The following is a 16700-nucleotide window of genomic DNA, read 5'->3' on the forward strand; positions in this document are numbered from 1 at the left end:
TACCGTTTTTAAACGTTGACTTTCAACTCCTTGCCTACCCATTTACAGCCATTTTCTACGCGAAAAGAAAATCAGCAGTCCGATGATGATGCACAGCATCACACCCAAAACCATGAAATAGCCGTAATGCCAATGCAGCTCGGGCATGTTGTCGAAGTTCATGCCGTAGATGCCGGTGATGACGGTCAGCGGCATAAAGATGATGGTAATAACCGTCAACACGCGCATTTGCTGGTTCATGCAGTTGGATTGGAAGGAAAGATAAATGTCCATCATACTCAACACCATATCACGCGAGGCATCAAGCGACTCGATAAGCTGCATATTGTGGTCGTACACATCGCGCAGATAGACGGTCGATTCGCCTTTGAAAATAGCAAAATCACCGCGCACGGCCAGTTGGTAGAACACATCGCGCAATGGCAAAAGCGTGCGCCGCAGACGGACGGCATCGCGCTTGAGGCGGTGAATCTTACTGAGAATATCGCTGTTTTCATTTTTAAACAGGGACTTGTCTATTACTTCTACACGGTTGTTGTACGACTCCAAAACAATGAAATAGTCGTCCACAATACGGTCAAGCAGGCAATAAGCAAGAAACGCTGTATTTTTGTTCAAAATATTGTGCGGATTTTCGTGCATCTGCCGGCGGAGATGGCTGAACAAACCCAGCGGTTTTTGTTGGAAAGACAACACAAAATCTTTGCCGATAATCACATACACTTGGTCGGAATGGAGCTTGCCTGTGGAGGTATAGTGGTAAACCTGTGCGGCAGTAAAAACATAGCTGCCGTAGTCTTCGATTTTCGGACGCTGTTTGCGGCTAAGAATATCTTCAATAACCAGCTCATGGATACCATAAGGCTCAAGCGCGTGTTTAAGTAAGGTGACATCATTGATGCCGACAAAATGCAGCCAATTGATTTGACCTTCTTGCGGACGGACAATATCGGGCAAGTTTTTTCCAGCAAGATAATCATGCTGAACAAAGGTATCGACGGAATACAGGGTTTGATGGATAGCAGATCGCGGCGCATTGTCGGTATTGCTGCGCTGCATGGCTTGGTCTTGCAGAGTATCGATTGTCTCAACTGGATTGGCTGCTTTGCTCATAAAAATAAATCATGTTTTTTAGTTAGAATGAATTGTACAGACAGAAAAGGCCGTCTGAAAACTGATTTTCAGACGGCCTGACAATATCGATCAATACTTTAATTAGGCTTGAGGCGCGGTTTTCTCCAGCTCCACTGCGGCGGCAAGCAAGGACAGGCGCGCCATTACGCCGTAAACGTAGAGGCGGTTGTGTTCGTTGTCCACGTCGCAGTCTTTTTCGGAGCGTGGCATGCCGAGCGAGTCCCATTGTTCAAATACGCGCTTGCAGGCTTCGGGGGCTTCTTGGGAATTGTCGCCGCTACCGGTGGGAATGCTGTTGGACAGTGGGACGAACACCATACCGCCGGCGTTGAGGTTTTCGTCTGCACCACGCCCTTCGTGTACGCGGAAGAAGCCGCCGATAACGAAACGGTCCATCATATAAACGACGGGTTCGCACACGGCGCCGTTCATGGTTTCGTAGGTATAAATACCTTCTTGGACAATGACTTCGCTAACTTCCAAGCCTTCTTTGACTTTCGCCATTTTGTTGCGGTTTTTACGGTTCAAGCCGCGTACTTCATCCGCAGATTTAACACTCATCACGCCCATGCCGTAAGTACCTGCATCGGCTTTGACGATAACGAAAGGCTGGTCGGTAATACCCAATTCGTCGTATTTGGCTTGAGTTTTCGCCAATACGCGCTCTACTGCGCCTGCCAACGCATCCTCGCCTTCACGCTCTTGGAAATCCAAACCACTGATTTTTTCAAAATAAGGATTGATTTGCCATTCGTCGATGTCAATCAACTTGGCAAAGTCGGCAGCAACTTGGTTGTACGCGCCGAAATGTTCGGTTTTACGGCGAGTCGTCCAGCCGCCGTGCAATGGAGGCAATACGGTTTGGCTGATGTCTTTGAGAATTTCAGGGATACCCGCAGACAAGTCGTTGTTCAACAGGACGACGCAAGGTGAGAATCCGTCTGCAAGATGGACGCGCTCACGGGTACGCAATAAAGGCTCAAGCAAAATTTTATCGCCCAACGCAGTTTCAAACTCAGTTGGCTCAGTCACTTCAGGATTCAAGCTACCCAAGCGCACTTCATATCCTGCCGAACGCAAAATCTCGCTGAGTGCGTAAACGTTTTGCAGATAGAATGTGTTTCGTGTGTGGTTTTCAGGAATAATCAATACGGATTTGGCCGTTTCACAGGCGCGCTGTACTGCATCCTGCGCGGCAACCGCCGCCAGCGGGATAAAGTTGGGATTCAAATTATTGAAGCCGCCCGGAAACAGGTTCATATCGATAGATGAAATTTTGTAACCGGCATTACGGATGTCAACCGAACCATAAAACGGCGGACGGTGTTCGTTCCATTGCGAACGGAACCATGCTTCGATTTTGGCGTGGTTGCACAAGATTTTCGCTTCAAACGCCTGAAGTTGCGACAGATGTTCGGCAGCCATTACCGGTAATTTCATTCTCTATACCTCTTTGTTAAGTGTGGATATTGAGTGAGAATGATAGAACTTTTTAGTGCATTTCGACAAGTATTCTTTCAGATAAGATGCATCTTTTTGTCAACAATTCTACAATTTGTCTAATTTTTAATAAGGTTTTTTGAAACTTTGCAACAAATTTTAAAAATTGGACAAATTTCTATTGCACAGCCCCTATAAAAAGCCTAAAATCCGCCCATAAACGCAAACCATCATTCATACCTAACAATAGCAAAGAATACTCATCATGAGCGCACAAACCCTTTACGATAAACTTTGGAACAGCCACGTCGTCCGCGAAGAAGAAGACGGCACTGTCCTGCTTTACATCGACCGCCACCTGGTTCACGAAGTAACCAGCCCGCAAGCATTTGAAGGCTTGAAAATGGCCGGCCGCAAACTCTGGCGTATCGACAGCGTGGTCTCTACAGCCGACCACAACACCCCGACCGGCGACTGGGACAAAGGTATCCAAGATCCGATTTCCAAACTGCAAGTCGATACTTTGGACAAAAACATTAAAGAGTTTGGCGCACTCGCCTACTTTCCGTTTATGGATAAAGGCCAAGGCATCGTACACGTTATGGGCCCGGAGCAAGGCGCTACCCTGCCCGGCATGACCGTTGTCTGCGGCGACTCGCACACTTCCACCCACGGCGCATTCGGCGCATTGGCGCACGGTATCGGCACTTCCGAAGTCGAGCACACCATGGCGACCCAATGTATTACCGCAAAAAAATCCAAATCCATGCTGATTGCCGTTGAAGGCCGTCTGAAACCCGGCGTTACCGCCAAAGACGTAGCACTTTATATCATCGGCCAAATCGGTACGGCCGGCGGTACGGGCTACGCCATCGAGTTTGGCGGCGAAGCCATCCGCAGCCTTTCTATGGAAGGCCGCATGACCCTGTGCAATATGGCGATCGAAGCCGGTGCGCGCTCAGGCATGGTTGCCGTAGACCAAACCACCATCGACTATGTAAAAGGCAAACCTTTCGCACCTAAAGGCGAAGCGTGGGACAAAGCCGTCGAATACTGGCGCACGCTGGTGTCTGACGAAGGCGCCGTATTCGATAAAGAATACCACTTCAACGCCGAAGACATCGAGCCTCAAGTAACTTGGGGCACCTCGCCTGAAATGGTTTTGGACATCAACGGCAAAGTGCCTAATCCTGTCGAAGAAGCCGATCCGGTCAAACGCAGCGGCATGGAACGCGCCCTTGAATACATGGGCTTGGAAGCCGGTACGCCATTAAACGAAATCCCTGTCGATATCGTCTTTATCGGCTCTTGCACCAATAGCCGTATCGAAGACTTGCGCGAAGCCGCCGCTATCGCCAAAGGCCGTAAAAAAGCGGACAATGTACAACGCGTGTTGATTGTTCCCGGCTCTGGTTTGGTTAAAGAACAGGCGGAAAAAGAAGGCTTGCACAAAGTATTTATTGAAGCCGGTTTTGAATGGCGCGAGCCAGGTTGCTCTATGTGCCTCGCCATGAATGCCGACCGCCTGACCCCGGGACAACGTTGCGCCTCCACTTCCAACCGTAACTTTGAAGGCCGTCAAGGCAACGGCGGACGCACCCACCTCGTCAGCCCTGCCATGGCAGCCGCAGCCGCGGTTACCGGCCACTTTACCGACATCCGCACTATGGCTTAAAGTATTTTCAGACGGCCTTTATTGATCAGGCCGTCTGAAACAATACCTTGCCCAAGTAAGTTTTCCTATTGCGAAAAACGTCCGAAAACCTTCTCAATCATTGATAACTCGAAAGGAATCTAGTATGAAAAAACTGTTTGCATTGGCTGCCGCAGCCCTCATCCTGTCAGCTTGTTCCAGCACTTGGTCCGGCGCAAAAAACGATGCCAACCGCAATTGGGACAAAACCAAAGAGACTGCCGAACGCGTAGCCGATAAAACCAAAGAAACTGCTGAACACGTTGCCGAAAAAACCGGCGAAGCCGTTAAAAAAGGCGGCAATGCAGTGGGTCGCGGCATGAGTCATGTTGGAGAAAAAATCGAAGCCGCTACCGAATAATTCGGTAAATCAGGCCGTCTGAACCTCCTGACTCCGTTTCAGACGGCCTGATACTTTATTATTTGTTCAGACATTTTCACGATTCCAAGCAAAAGGAAGAAACAATGAGTAATCCGTCAAGCTGGTTTGGTATTCACGCTCATGATTTGGATCGCGCCAAAGCCTTTTACGAATCCGTATTCGACAAGCCCCTGCAAGACGTTGGCGGCAACGGATTCCGTTTCATCATTTTTCCGGCCGATTACACCCAACACGGTACGGCCGGAATGATTTGGCACGACAGCAACGCCCAGCCCGGCCACGGTGGTACAACCATTTTCTTCAATTGCCCGGATTGTGCCGAAACAGCAGAAAAAGCCGTCGCAGCAGGCGGCAAACTGTTACAAGAGAAATTCCGCATTGCCAACGGCTTTGCAGCATTTATCGAAGATACAGAAGGCAACCGAATCGGTTTGCACAGCACACGCTAACCCGAATAGCCATATAATTTCCCATTATTACTATAAGAATCTGACATGAAAGCCTTTACCAAAATTACCGCCATCGTTGCCCCGCTCGACCGCAGCAACGTCGATACCGACGCCATCATCCCCAAACAATTTCTGAAATCCATCAAACGCAGCGGCTTCGGTCCCAATGCCTTTGACGAATGGCGTTACCTCGACCACGGCGAACCGGGCATGGACAACAGCAAACGCCCATTGAATCCGGATTTCTCTCTGAACCAGCCACGCTATCAAGGCGCACAAATCCTGTTGACGCGTAAAAACTTCGGTTGCGGCTCTTCACGCGAACACGCCCCTTGGGCATTGGACGACTACGGCTTCCGCGCCGTCATCGCCCCCAGCTTTGCCGACATCTTCTTCAACAACTGCTACAAAAACGGCCTTTTACCTATCGTTTTGACAGAAGAACAGGTTGACCAGCTTTTCAAAGAAGTTGAAGCCAACGAAGGCTATCAGCTCTCCATCGACCTTGCCGAACAAACCCTGACCACCCCTAGCGGCGAAACATTTACATTCGATATTACCGAACACCGCAAACACTGCCTCTTAAACGGCTTGGACGAAATCGGCCTGACCCTGCAACACGCTGACGAAATTCACGCCTTCGAAGAAAAACGCCGTCAAAGCCAGCCTTGGCTGTTTAACGGTTGATATACAAAAGGCCGTCTGAAAAATGTAAGTGTTTCAGACGGCCTTTACTGAATGCTTTGGGATAGTCCATGAGATCATTCGACGAATTAATCCAAACCCAAGACCCTGCGTGGCCATTGATTCAAGAGTGGATTGCAGAAGCGACAAACAGTATTGAAGTTCTGCCACGTACGCTTGAAAAGGCAAAGGAAGAACTTGTCAAAACCCAAGTAACGATACGTTCGTTTATGGGTGCTGTCGTTTATGAAACCGGCGGTATCCTTATCGATGACGGCTGGTTACGGATACTTGGTTCTGGCAGCGCGAAGCTACCTCGTGGTTTGGGAAGTTGGAATCTAAGCCGTACACAATCCGAGCCAGCAGGCCCTGCTCCCTATTATCTGTTTGCCGATGATGTTGCTGGAGGCTATTTTGCGATTAATGGCGGGGGATTGAATGGCAAAGTAGGTAATGTTTTCTACCTACCACCGGATACACTGGAATGGGAAGATTGCGGTAAAGGTTATGGCGACTTCTTAAATTGGGCATTGACCGGCGATTTACGGTTGTTTTACGAAAACCTGCGTTGGGAAAATTGGCGCGAAGAAATCCATGATTTGAATGGCAACAGCGTTTACACGTTCTTTCCGTTTTTATGGACTGAAGAAGGCAGCGATATAAACCAAGTCAGCCGCAAGCATATTCCTATCGCTGAACATTATGCCTCCACTTTGGATCTGCAAAACACAACTCCATAAAAAGCCCTTTCAGACGGCCTTGTTGTCAGAATCCCAATAAAGCGTCCTTAAAACGTCTTCTTCACATCCTGAAGTTTAATTTCTACCTAACCACACCATGATTACCGACACCATAAGCAATGCCACCCGCTACGCTGCCTTGCATCCCGACTTTGCCGAAGCCTTCCATCTGTTGCAGACCTTGGATTTTGCCAAGCTGCCGGATGGCCAAGTGCCATGCGAGAATCCCAATATCCGTATTTTTATCGGCAGCGAACCGATGAGGACGCAGGGAGAAGCCCAGCCTGAAGCGCACTTAAAACACATTGATATTCAAACGCCGATTGATGGCAGCGAAACATATGGCTGGATAGATAGAGGCCGTCTGAAAAACGGTTTAGGCTACAACGAAAAGCGCGATATCGAGTTTTTCGACTGTGAGCCGGAAACTTGGCTGATCTTGGAGCCTGGCGAATTTGCGCTATTTTTCCCGAATGATGCGCATGCCCCATTGGTCGGCGACAGACCGAACATACGCAAAGTTGTTTTTAAAATCCGTGTTGAGACCGAACGTCTATAATTTTTCAGACGGCCTTATCCCCTTATTCAGGACAAAATATGTCTTTTTTCAACAGGTTGTTCCGCTCCAAACCTAAATTAATGACTTGGCAGGAATTTGTCGAATACTTTGCCCGTCGCATTCAAGAAGAATTGCATCTTGAGGCAAAAATCGACTGGGGTGAAAATATTGCGTCTTCGCCGATCATCGTCCATTTTTCCGAAGACGATGAAGCATCATTCAGCACATATTTGAGCAACCATTACACAAGTTATCTGCAAAATCCCGAGGCCTTGGAGGCTATTGTTGCAGCCAATTTAGCGGTTATCTATAAGATTCAAGACACTGATGCCAGTGTTTCAGCACAACAAATTCTTCCGACGATTAAAAATACGATTTATTTGGAAAACGCCAGACTGATTACAAATACGGATGAAGCCGAACCTGCCGATTACCTGGTATATAAACCGATTGCAGGCGATATCATGTTGCTTTATATGGTGGATACGGAAGAATCCATGCATACGCTCAATCGTGAGCATATGGAAGAGACCGGTATTGAAGATGAAGACGCCTTGTATCGTACCGCAATGGATAATTTGCGCCAACGGATGAATGGACGTGTCCAAATTCATCATGCCGAAGGTTGGTCATTGGCCCAAATCCATTTGGACAACGACTATGATGCTTCCCTGATTTTGCTTTTGGACGAAGTACTTAGAGACGATCCTATGCTGCCTGCCAATCCTGTTTTTGCAGTCCCGGCACGCAACGCCCTGCTCGTTTGCAGCCCGTCCGATGAAGAAGCTTTGCAGGCGATGGCGAATATCGCCCTGCAGGCATTTGAAGAATCTGCCTACGCAATTTCTACCCAGCTTTACCAGTACCATAATGGTACAATCAGCGTTTTCAGAGCAAATTGATTTAAGGCCGTCTGAAAAACTGACAGCCTGCCCTTTACCTAAAACCTTCCCATAAGGAAACCCGAAATGACCAAACATATCGCTATCTTGCGCGGCGACGGCATCGGCCCTGAAATCGTTGCAGAAACCGTCCGTGTACTCGACAAACTTATCGAACAAGGTTTGGATGTCAGCTACGAATACGCGCCTTTGGGCGGTGAAGCCTATGACGAATACGGCCATCCTTATCCAGAATTCACGCAAAACCTTTGCCGTAAAGCTGATGCGGTCTTGCTTGGTGCAGTTGGTTCTCCTCAATACGACAATCTCGACCGTCCGCTGCGCCCTGAACGCGGCTTGTTGGCTATTCGTAAAGACTTGAATCTTTTTGCCAATTTGCGCCCTGCCATTTTGTATAAAGAGCTGGCCAATGCTTCCACTCTGAAACCGGAAATCGTAGCCGGCCTCGACATCCTTATTGTACGCGAACTGACCGGCGATATTTACTTTGGCGAACCGCGCGGCATCCGTGTTTTGGAAAACGGCGAACGCGAAGGCTACAACACCATGAAATACAGCGAAAGCGAAATCCGCCGTATTGCCCACGTTGCCTTCCAATCCGCCCAAAAACGCAGCAAAAAAGTCTGCTCCGTAGGCAAAGCCAACGTTTTGGAAACCACCGAACTGTGGCGCGAAATCTTTGAAGAAATCGGCAAAGAATACCCTGATGTAGAGCTTTCCCATATGTACGTCGACAACGCTGCCATGCAGTTGGTACGCGCGCCGAAACAGTTTGACGTGATTGCCACCGGCAACATCTTCGGCGACATTCTGTCTGATGAAGCCTCCATGCTGACCGGCTCCATCGGTATGCTGCCTTCCGCTTCTTTGGACGAAAACGGCAAAGGCCTGTACGAACCGTCGCACGGCTCAGCTCCCGACATTGCCGGTCAAAACAAGGCCAATCCGCTGGCAACCGTATTGTCTCTTGCCATGCTGTTGCGTTACAGCCTGAACGACGAAGCACGCGCGCAACAAGTTGAAAACGCTGTACAAAAAGTACTGCAACAAGGCTTGCGTACCGGCGACATTTACGAAGAAGGCACCAAACTGGTTTCCTGCTCGGAAATGGGCGATGCCGTATTGGCCGCTTTGTAAGAAGGCCGTCTGAAAAAAAGCGTGGGGCTAATCCCACGCTTTTTTATATGCAAAAACTTTTAACCATAAAAAAGGGCGTGTTTTCACACGCCCTTATATCTTTTTCAGACGGCCTTCAGATTGAAAAAATCAACCTCTTTTGTGTTTGCCGCCAAAGCTGTCGTTAGACTTGCGCTTGCCTTTAAAGCCTTCGCCACCTTTTTTAAAACCGTCAGCTTTTTTGAAACCGTCTTTCTTAAAGCCATCTTTCTTGAAACCGTCTTTTTTATGGCCTTCGCCGCGAGCTTTACCGCCGAAACCTTCTTTAGCCGGTTTCTTATCGCCACGCCAGCCACCTGATTTACGATCGCCCCAACTGCCTTTACCTTTCGGTTTGCCACTGGCAGGTTTGCGTTTGCGTGTCGGTTCCATGCCTTCGATGGTCAGCTCAGGCAATTTACGGCCGATGTATTTTTCAATTTTGTGTACTTTGACGTATTCGTTCACTTCGGCAAAAGTAATCGCAATACCGGTACGGCCTGCGCGGCCGGTACGGCCGATGCGGTGAACGTAGTCTTCAGCCTGTTTCGGCAAGTCGTAGTTGATAACGTGGGTAATGGTCGGTACGTCGATACCGCGTGCGGCTACATCGGTGGCAACCAAAATTTTGCAGCGGCCTTTACGCAAGTCCATCAGCGTGCGGTTGCGCCAGCCTTGCGGCATATCGCCGTGCAGGCAGTTGGCGGCAAAACCTTTTTCGTACAATTCATCCGCGATGACTTCAGTCATGGCTTTGGTTGATGTGAAGATCACGCATTGATCGATATTGGCATCGCGTAAGATGTAGTCGAGCAGGCGGTTTTTATGGCGCATATCATCGCAGTACAACAGCTGCTCTTCAATTTTGCCTTGATCATCCACACGCTCAACTTCAATAGTTTCAGGGTCTTTGGTCAGTTTGCGCGCCAGTTTGCCCACCGCGCCGTCCCAAGTGGCGGAGAACAACAAAGTCTGACGGTCACTCGGCGTCGCTTCCACGATGGTTTCGATGTCATCGATAAAGCCCATGTCCAACATACGGTCGGCTTCGTCCAGAATCAGCACTTCCAAACGATCAAAATCAACTTTACCGCTCTGCATCAAATCCATCAGACGGCCCGGCGTGGCGACAATCAGGTCAACCGGTTTGCTCAAAGCACGGGTTTGGTAGCCGAAAGATGCGCCGCCGACAATGCTGACAGTACGGAACCAACGCATATTTTTAGCATACGCCAGCGCGTTTTTTTCCACTTGAGCCGCCAATTCGCGGGTCGGAGTCAACACCAAAGCACGCGGGCCTTTGCCCGGTTTTTCGCTGCGCTTGGTCAGTTTTTGCAAAGTCGGCAGCAGGAAGGCTGCGGTTTTGCCTGAACCGGTTTGTGCCGAAGCCATAATGTCGCGGCCGTCCAAAGCAAACGGAATCGCTTGCGCCTGAATCGGGGTCGGGCTTTCATAACCCTCGCTGCTTACGGCAGACAAAATGTTTTTATCAAGGTTCAAATCGGCAAATTTAATAGACATATCTATCCTAAGAGACAACAACGCGCACGCCTGAACAATTTCAGACGACCTGAAGCAAAGGAAAGTAACGATACGGGAAACGTGAAGTTACAGGGTTGTCGCAAGCATCTTGCTTGTGGTTAACATCGACGACAACCTGCACAGAAAAGGCTTTGCAAATATGCAAGCAATAAAAGAAACGCGCCCGAAACGGCGGTTTAGGTTGGATGACGATGGCTTCGTATCAAAAGACGAACGGCGGATAATATAGATTTTATGGATAACAGTCAAGCCAAAAGACATCAAGTGCGTTAAAATCCAAACCCTTCCCAATACTTATTCAGGCCGTCTGAAACCATGACCGACATTACCCCCTTTGCCAACCGCTTGGGCAAAAACATCAAACATCTTATGAAATGGGCAAAACGCAACAATATCGAAGCCTGGCGCATTTACGACCGCGATATTCCCCAATTTCCCTTTGCCGTCGATGTTTACGGCGACCAAATCCATCTTCAGGAATACGATACCGGCTGGCTGATGCAGCCCGAAGAATACGAAGCATGGCTTGAGGATGTATTGGAAGCCATCGGTTTTGTGACCGGTTTTGCGCTCGAACAAATCCACCTCAAACGCCGCGAACGCCAAAAAGGCCTGCAGCAATACGAGAAAACCGGCAAAACCGGCGATGACTTCGTGATTACTGAAAACGGTCGCAAGTTTTGGGTCAACCTCGACAAATACCTCGATACCGGCCTTTTCCTCGACCACCGCAACACGCGCAAAAAAGTTGGCGAAACCGCAGCAGGCAAACGCTTCCTCAACCTGTTTTCCTACACAGGCAGCTTCACCGTCTATGCAGCCACCGGCGGCGCGGTAACTAGCGAAACAGTCGATTTGTCCAACACTTATCTCGATTGGGCGAAACGCAATTTCGAACTCAACGGCATCGACCCCGAACAACACCAAATCGTCCGCGCCGACGTGTTCCAATACCTACAAAACGCCGCAGATGAAGGCAAAAAATTCGACATGATTGTCATGGATCCGCCCAGCTTTTCCAACAGCAAAAAGATGCTCGACATCCTCGACATCCAGCGCGACCAAAAAAAACTGATTGACGGCGCAATGAGCCTGCTCGCTTCAGACGGCATTCTGTATTTCTCCAACAATCTACGCAGCTTTGTGTTGGACGATTCTGTATCGGAACAATACGCCGTCAAAGACATTTCCAAACAATCCGTTCCCGACGATTTCCGCAACAAGAAAATCCATCAGTGCTGGGAAATCAAGCATAAATAAGCATCAGGCCGTCTGAAAGCCAGTTTTCAGACGGCCTGATTGCCATATTGAATCTCTCAACCAATAGGCGCATAATTCAAGAGATTGTTGACAATATCAAAAGGAAAAGAACATGCAAAACTACCTGACACCCAATTTCTCATTCGCCCCCATGATTCCGGAACGCGCGCTCGGCAGCCGGGTTTGGGATACCGAAGGACGAGAATACATTGACCTGTCAGGCGGTATTGCTGTGAACGCGCTGGGCCATTGCCATCCCGATTTGGTCGCAGCCTTGGCCGAGCAGTCGCAAAAACTCTGGCACATTTCTAATATCTATACCACCCAATCGGCGCAAGAATTGGCCAAGAAATTGGTCGAAAACACCTTTGCCGACAAAGTGTTTTTCTGCAATTCCGGCGCAGAAGCCAATGAAGCCGCGCTGAAACTGGCGCGCAAATACGGCCGCGATCATTTTGGCGAACACAAAACCGAAATCATCTCCTGCCTCAACAGCTTCCACGGCCGCACCCTGTTTACCGTATCCGTCGGCGGCCAGCCCAAATACAGCAAAGACTACGCGCCGCTGCCGGCCGGCATTACCCACGTTCCCTTCAATGATGTTGCCGCATTGGAAGCAGCCGTCAGCGACAAAACCTGCGCCGTGATTATCGAGCCGATTCAAGGCGAAAGCGGCATCCTGCCTGCCACCCAAGAATATCTTCAAGCCGCACGCCGTTTATGCGACAAACACGGAGCATTGCTGATTTTGGACGAAGTGCAAACCGGCATGGGCCATACGGGCAAACTGTTTGCCTACGAGCATTACGGCGTGACACCCGATATTCTCAGCTCCGCCAAAGCCTTGGGCAGCGGCTTCCCGATTGGCGCAATTCTGACCACCGATAAAATCGCCCCAACCTTCGGCCCCGGAACACATGGCTCGACCTTTGGCGGCAACCCAATGGCGTGCGCGGTCGGCAGCCGTGCGTTTGACATCATCAATGCGCCCGAAACATTGGCACACGTTAAACAACAAGGCCAAAAACTTCAGACGGCCTTGCGTGAATTGGGCGAAAAGACCGGCGTATTTAAAGAAGTCCGCGGCATGGGCTTGCTGCTCGGCTGCGTGTTGGCAGACAAATACGAAGGCAAGGCTTCGGAAATCACCGCCGCTGCTTTAAAACACGGCCTGATGGTACTGGTTGCCGGCGCCAATGTGGTGCGCTTTGCCCCCAGCCTGCTGCTGAACGATGAAGACATGGCCGAAGGCTTGAAACGTTTTGAAGCGGCTTTGGACGAATGGTTGGCCTGATTTTTAAAACCCAATATCCAAATCAGCCAACAGCTTTTGTTCCTAATTGATGCCATATAGTGAAGGCCGTCTGAAAGACTATTTTGAGTTTTTCAGACGGCCTTTTTCAATATTGAAAACAACATCCGCCTACATGCTTTGTCATTTGATGTTTGTTAAAAAATCGTACCGCCTCTTCGTGTTACTCTTGGTAAACAATTTGATTTTACGAAGAAAAGGAGCAGGAGATGGTATCGTTGAAAACTCAAATCGCCGGTTTTTCTTTTGACAACTGTCTGATGAATGCCGCTGGTGTATCGTGCATGACTGTTGAGGAATTGGAAGCAGTCAGACAGTCTTCGGCAGGCACTTTCATTACCAAGACAGCAACGCTTACCCCTCGTCAAGGCAATCCCGAGCCGCGTTATCGGGACGTGCCTCTCGGCAGCATTAATTCGATGGGCTTGCCGAATCAAGGCATTGATTACTATCTGGATTACCTGCTTACCCTTCAAGAGTCTCAGCCGGAACGGACATTTTTCCTATCATTGGTCGGCCTGTCGCCCGGCGAAACACATATCCTGTTGGAAAAGGTGCAAAACAGCGGGTTCAACGGTATTACCGAACTCAACCTATCCTGCCCAAACGTCGCCGGCAAACCGCAAATCGCCTACGACTTTGAAACAACCGAGATGATTTTGGATAATGCCTTTACCTACTTCGACAAGCCCTTGGGCATCAAATTGCCGCCGTATTTCGATATTGCCCATTTCGATCAAGCGGCGAAAGTGTTCAACCGCTATCCCCTAAAATTCGTCAACTGTGTCAACTCCATCGGCAACGGCATGTATATTGAAGACGAATCCGTCGTGATCCGCCCGAAAAACGGCTTCGGCGGCATAGGCGGCCAATACATCAAACCGACTGCGCTCGCCAATGTCCACTCGTTCTATCAAAGACTGGATCCATCTATCCAAGTCATCGGAACAGGCGGCGTTTACAGCGGCCGTGATGCATTTGAACACATCTTGTGCGGCGCAAGCATGGTGCAGATCGGCACGGCGCTACACCAGCAAGGCGTGGACATTTTTGAACGGGTTTCCCTTGAATTTAAAGCCATCATGGCGCAAAAAGGCTACGAAAAACTGGAAGACTTCAAAGGCAAATTGAAATATTTTGCATAAGGTTTACTCTAAAAAAACGCCCAAGGCCGTCTGAAAATTTCAGACGGCCTTGTTGTATAATTGCTCCCCACATTACCCGTCTTCCCCTTCAATGAAACTCAACCCCCAACAGCAAGCCGCGGTCAAATATCTAGGTGGTCCCCTGCTCGTCCTTGCCGGCGCAGGCAGCGGCAAAACCGGCGTGATTACGCAAAAAATCAAGCATTTGATTGTCAATGTCGGCTATCTGCCGCATACCGTCGCCGCGATTACCTTTACCAATAAAGCCGCTACGGAAATGCAGGAGCGCGTCGCCAAAATGCTGCCCAAATCGCAAACACGCGGGCTGACGATTTGCACCTTCCACTCTTTGGGCATGAAGATTCTGCGCGAAGAGGCAAACCATATCGGTTACAAAAAAAATTTTTCCATCCTCGACTCTACCGATAGCGCCAAAATCATCGGCGAGCTCTTAGGCGGTACGGGCAAAGAAGCCATATTCAAAGCGCAGCATCAAATCTCCCTTTGGAAAAACGATTTAAAAACGCCTGAAGAGGCAGTTCAGACGGCCGCTAATGTGTGGGAACAACAAACAGCACGCGTCTATGCGAGTTATCAGGAAACCCTGCAAAGCTATCAGGCGGTGGATTTCGACGACTTAATCCGCCTGCCCGCCGTGCTGTTGCAGCAAAACAGCGAAGTGCGCAACAAATGGCAGCGGCGGCTACGTTATCTGTTGGTTGACGAATGCCAAGATACGAATACCTGCCAATTTACGCTGATGAAACTCTTGACCGGCGCGGAAGGCATGTTTACCGCCGTCGGCGACGACGACCAATCCATCTACGCATGGCGCGGTGCGAACATGGAAAACCTGCGCAAAATGCAGGAAGACTATCCGCAGATGAAAGTCATCAAGCTGGAGCAAAACTACCGCTCCACCGCGCGGATTCTCAAAATCGCCAACAAAGTGATTGAAAACAATCCCAAGCTGTTCACCAAAAAACTTTGGTCGCAGTTCGGCGAAGGCGAAATCGTCAAAGTCGTTGCCTGCCAAAACGAACAACACGAAGCCGACTGGGTCGTCAGCCAAATCGTCAAACAGAAGCTGGTTGGCGGCGACAAAACCCAATACGCCGATTTCGCCGTCTTATACCGCGGCAACCATCAGGCGCGGATTTTTGAAGAAGCCTTGCGCAGCGCGCGCGTTCCCTACCAACTCTCCGGCGGACAAAGCTTTTTCGACAAAGCCGAAATCAAAGACGTGTTGTCCTATTTGCGCCTGCTTGCCAATCCCAATGACGATCCTGCCTTCCTGCGCGCCGTCACCACGCCCAAACGTGGTATTGGCGACGTGACTCTGGGCAAGCTCAATACCTACGCACACGAACACGAATGCAGCCTATATGAAGCCGCGCAAACAGAAGAAGCGCTTGCCCTGTTGAACCATACCAACCGCCAACACCTGCAAGCTTTCATGGATATGATTGAAAACTACCGTGCCAAAGCCGAAACCAGCGAAGCAGGCGAGCTTATTCATAACCTGCTGAAAGAAATCGACTACGAAAACCACCTATTGGCCAACGAAGAAGGCAAAGCAGGCGAAATCAAATGGCGCAACGTCAGCGACCTGACCGGCTGGTTGGAACGCAAAGGCGAGCAAGATGGTAAAAACATCATCGAGCTTGCCCAAACCATCGCCCTGATGACGCTTTTGGAGGGTAAAAGCGAAGAAGAAGTCGATGCTGTCAAACTCTCCACCCTGCACGCTTCCAAAGGTTTAGAATACCCCTACGTTTTCCTTGTCGGTTGCGAAGAAGGCATCCTGCCGCACAACGACAACATCGAAGAAGACAACGTCGAAGAAGAACGCCGCCTGATGTACGTCGGCATCACCCGCGCCAAACGCCAGCTTACGCTGACCCACTGCGTCAAACGCAAAAAACAAGGCACATGGCAGTTCCCCGAACCCAGCCGCTTCATAGACGAAATGCCGCAGGAAGACATCAAGATTTTAGGGCGCAAAGGCGGCGAGCCGATTGTGAGCAAGGAAGAAGGAAAAAGTAATTTAGCAGGATTGCTGGATATGTTGGGAAATAAAAGAAAAGGGTAAAGCAAGGCCGTCTGAAAGTAAGGTTTCAGACGGCCTTATTGTCAGCAAAATGTCAAAGTCAACAATTAAATAATTTTCACTTTATATCGTTACGCCTATTTATCCCCACTTCTCCCGATTCTTCAAAAATAAACAAAAATAATCTAATAATCAGGTACAAAATAAAAAACTGGGCGGCACGATTGCCTTATTCCCCTTCAATTTACAAGCA

15 protein-coding genes are annotated in these 16700 nt (G+C 49.4%); 12 read left to right on the forward strand and 3 right to left on the reverse strand.

The window, feature by feature from the left end:
- Positions 1–42: 42 nt before the first annotated feature.
- Positions 43–1113, reverse strand: a complete 1071-nt coding sequence (gene corA / locus HMPREF3052_RS00810; protein WP_070747825.1) for a magnesium/cobalt transporter CorA — start codon at positions 1111–1113, stop codon at positions 43–45.
- Between the two features lie 102 nt (positions 1114–1215).
- On the reverse strand, positions 1216–2574 hold the full coding sequence (gene gshA, locus HMPREF3052_RS00815; protein ID WP_070747828.1) for a glutamate--cysteine ligase: 1359 nt from the start codon (positions 2572–2574) through the stop codon (positions 1216–1218).
- Positions 2575–2839: 265 nt separating this feature from the next.
- On the opposite strand from gshA, the gene leuC reads away from it, so the two are divergent.
- The 8 genes from leuC (at position 2840) to leuB (ending at position 9120) form a co-directional block, all read left to right on the forward strand.
- Positions 2840–4249, forward strand: coding sequence for a 3-isopropylmalate dehydratase large subunit (gene leuC / locus HMPREF3052_RS00820; protein ID WP_070747831.1), 1410 nt, complete (start codon positions 2840–2842; stop codon positions 4247–4249).
- A 124-nt stretch (positions 4250–4373) separates the two neighbouring features.
- Positions 4374–4628 carry a hypothetical protein gene (locus tag HMPREF3052_RS00825; RefSeq protein ID WP_070583933.1) on the forward strand — a complete coding sequence of 85 codons (255 nt, stop codon included), beginning with the start codon at positions 4374–4376 and terminating at the stop codon, positions 4626–4628.
- 104 nt (positions 4629–4732) lie between these two features.
- A complete protein-coding gene (locus tag HMPREF3052_RS00830) occupies positions 4733–5098 on the forward strand; it encodes a VOC family protein (protein ID WP_003686332.1) in 366 nt (121 codons plus the stop codon).
- A gap of 45 nt (positions 5099–5143) precedes the next feature.
- Positions 5144–5785 (forward strand): 3-isopropylmalate dehydratase small subunit, encoded by a 642-nt coding sequence (gene leuD, locus HMPREF3052_RS00835; protein ID WP_003677355.1) that lies wholly within the window; start codon positions 5144–5146, stop codon positions 5783–5785.
- 68 nt (positions 5786–5853) lie between these two features.
- The gene (locus HMPREF3052_RS00840) at positions 5854–6522 is read left to right on the forward strand and encodes a DUF2625 domain-containing protein (protein ID WP_070747834.1); all 669 of its coding nucleotides are present in this window, start codon (positions 5854–5856) and stop codon (positions 6520–6522) included.
- 97 nt (positions 6523–6619) lie between these two features.
- A complete protein-coding gene (locus HMPREF3052_RS00845; RefSeq protein ID WP_070747837.1) occupies positions 6620–7081 on the forward strand; it encodes a NanQ anomerase/TabA/YiaL family protein in 462 nt (153 codons plus the stop codon).
- A gap of 38 nt (positions 7082–7119) precedes the next feature.
- Complete coding sequence (locus tag HMPREF3052_RS00850; RefSeq protein ID WP_003686337.1) at positions 7120–7983, forward strand: DUF1444 family protein; 864 nt, start codon at positions 7120–7122, stop codon at positions 7981–7983.
- Between the two features lie 66 nt (positions 7984–8049).
- The gene (leuB, locus tag HMPREF3052_RS00855; protein ID WP_004520344.1) at positions 8050–9120 is read left to right on the forward strand and encodes a 3-isopropylmalate dehydrogenase; all 1071 of its coding nucleotides are present in this window, start codon (positions 8050–8052) and stop codon (positions 9118–9120) included.
- 129 nt (positions 9121–9249) lie between these two features.
- Here leuB and HMPREF3052_RS00860 read toward each other — a convergent pair whose 3' ends face one another.
- Positions 9250–10659, reverse strand: a complete 1410-nt coding sequence (locus tag HMPREF3052_RS00860) for a DEAD/DEAH box helicase (RefSeq protein ID WP_070747840.1) — start codon at positions 10657–10659, stop codon at positions 9250–9252.
- 336 nt (positions 10660–10995) lie between these two features.
- On the opposite strand from HMPREF3052_RS00860, the gene HMPREF3052_RS00865 reads away from it, so the two are divergent.
- The 4 genes from HMPREF3052_RS00865 to rep all read left to right on the forward strand — a co-directional run bounded on the left by HMPREF3052_RS00865 (position 10996) and on the right by rep (position 16489).
- Positions 10996–11940, forward strand: a complete 945-nt coding sequence (locus HMPREF3052_RS00865) for a class I SAM-dependent methyltransferase (protein WP_070747843.1) — start codon at positions 10996–10998, stop codon at positions 11938–11940.
- Between the two features lie 112 nt (positions 11941–12052).
- A complete protein-coding gene (locus HMPREF3052_RS00870) occupies positions 12053–13234 on the forward strand; it encodes an aspartate aminotransferase family protein (protein WP_070747846.1) in 1182 nt (393 codons plus the stop codon).
- 227 nt (positions 13235–13461) lie between these two features.
- Positions 13462–14397 (forward strand): dihydroorotate oxidase, encoded by a 936-nt coding sequence (locus HMPREF3052_RS00875; RefSeq protein WP_070747850.1) that lies wholly within the window; start codon positions 13462–13464, stop codon positions 14395–14397.
- Positions 14398–14488: 91 nt separating this feature from the next.
- Positions 14489–16489, forward strand: coding sequence for a DNA helicase Rep (gene rep, locus HMPREF3052_RS00880; protein ID WP_070747853.1), 2001 nt, complete (start codon positions 14489–14491; stop codon positions 16487–16489).
- The last annotated feature ends 211 nt before the right edge of the window (positions 16490–16700 follow it).

Source organism: Neisseria sp. HMSC056A03, from assembly GCF_001815685.1.
Taxonomy (GTDB): Bacteria; Pseudomonadota; Gammaproteobacteria; order Burkholderiales; family Neisseriaceae; genus Neisseria; species Neisseria subflava.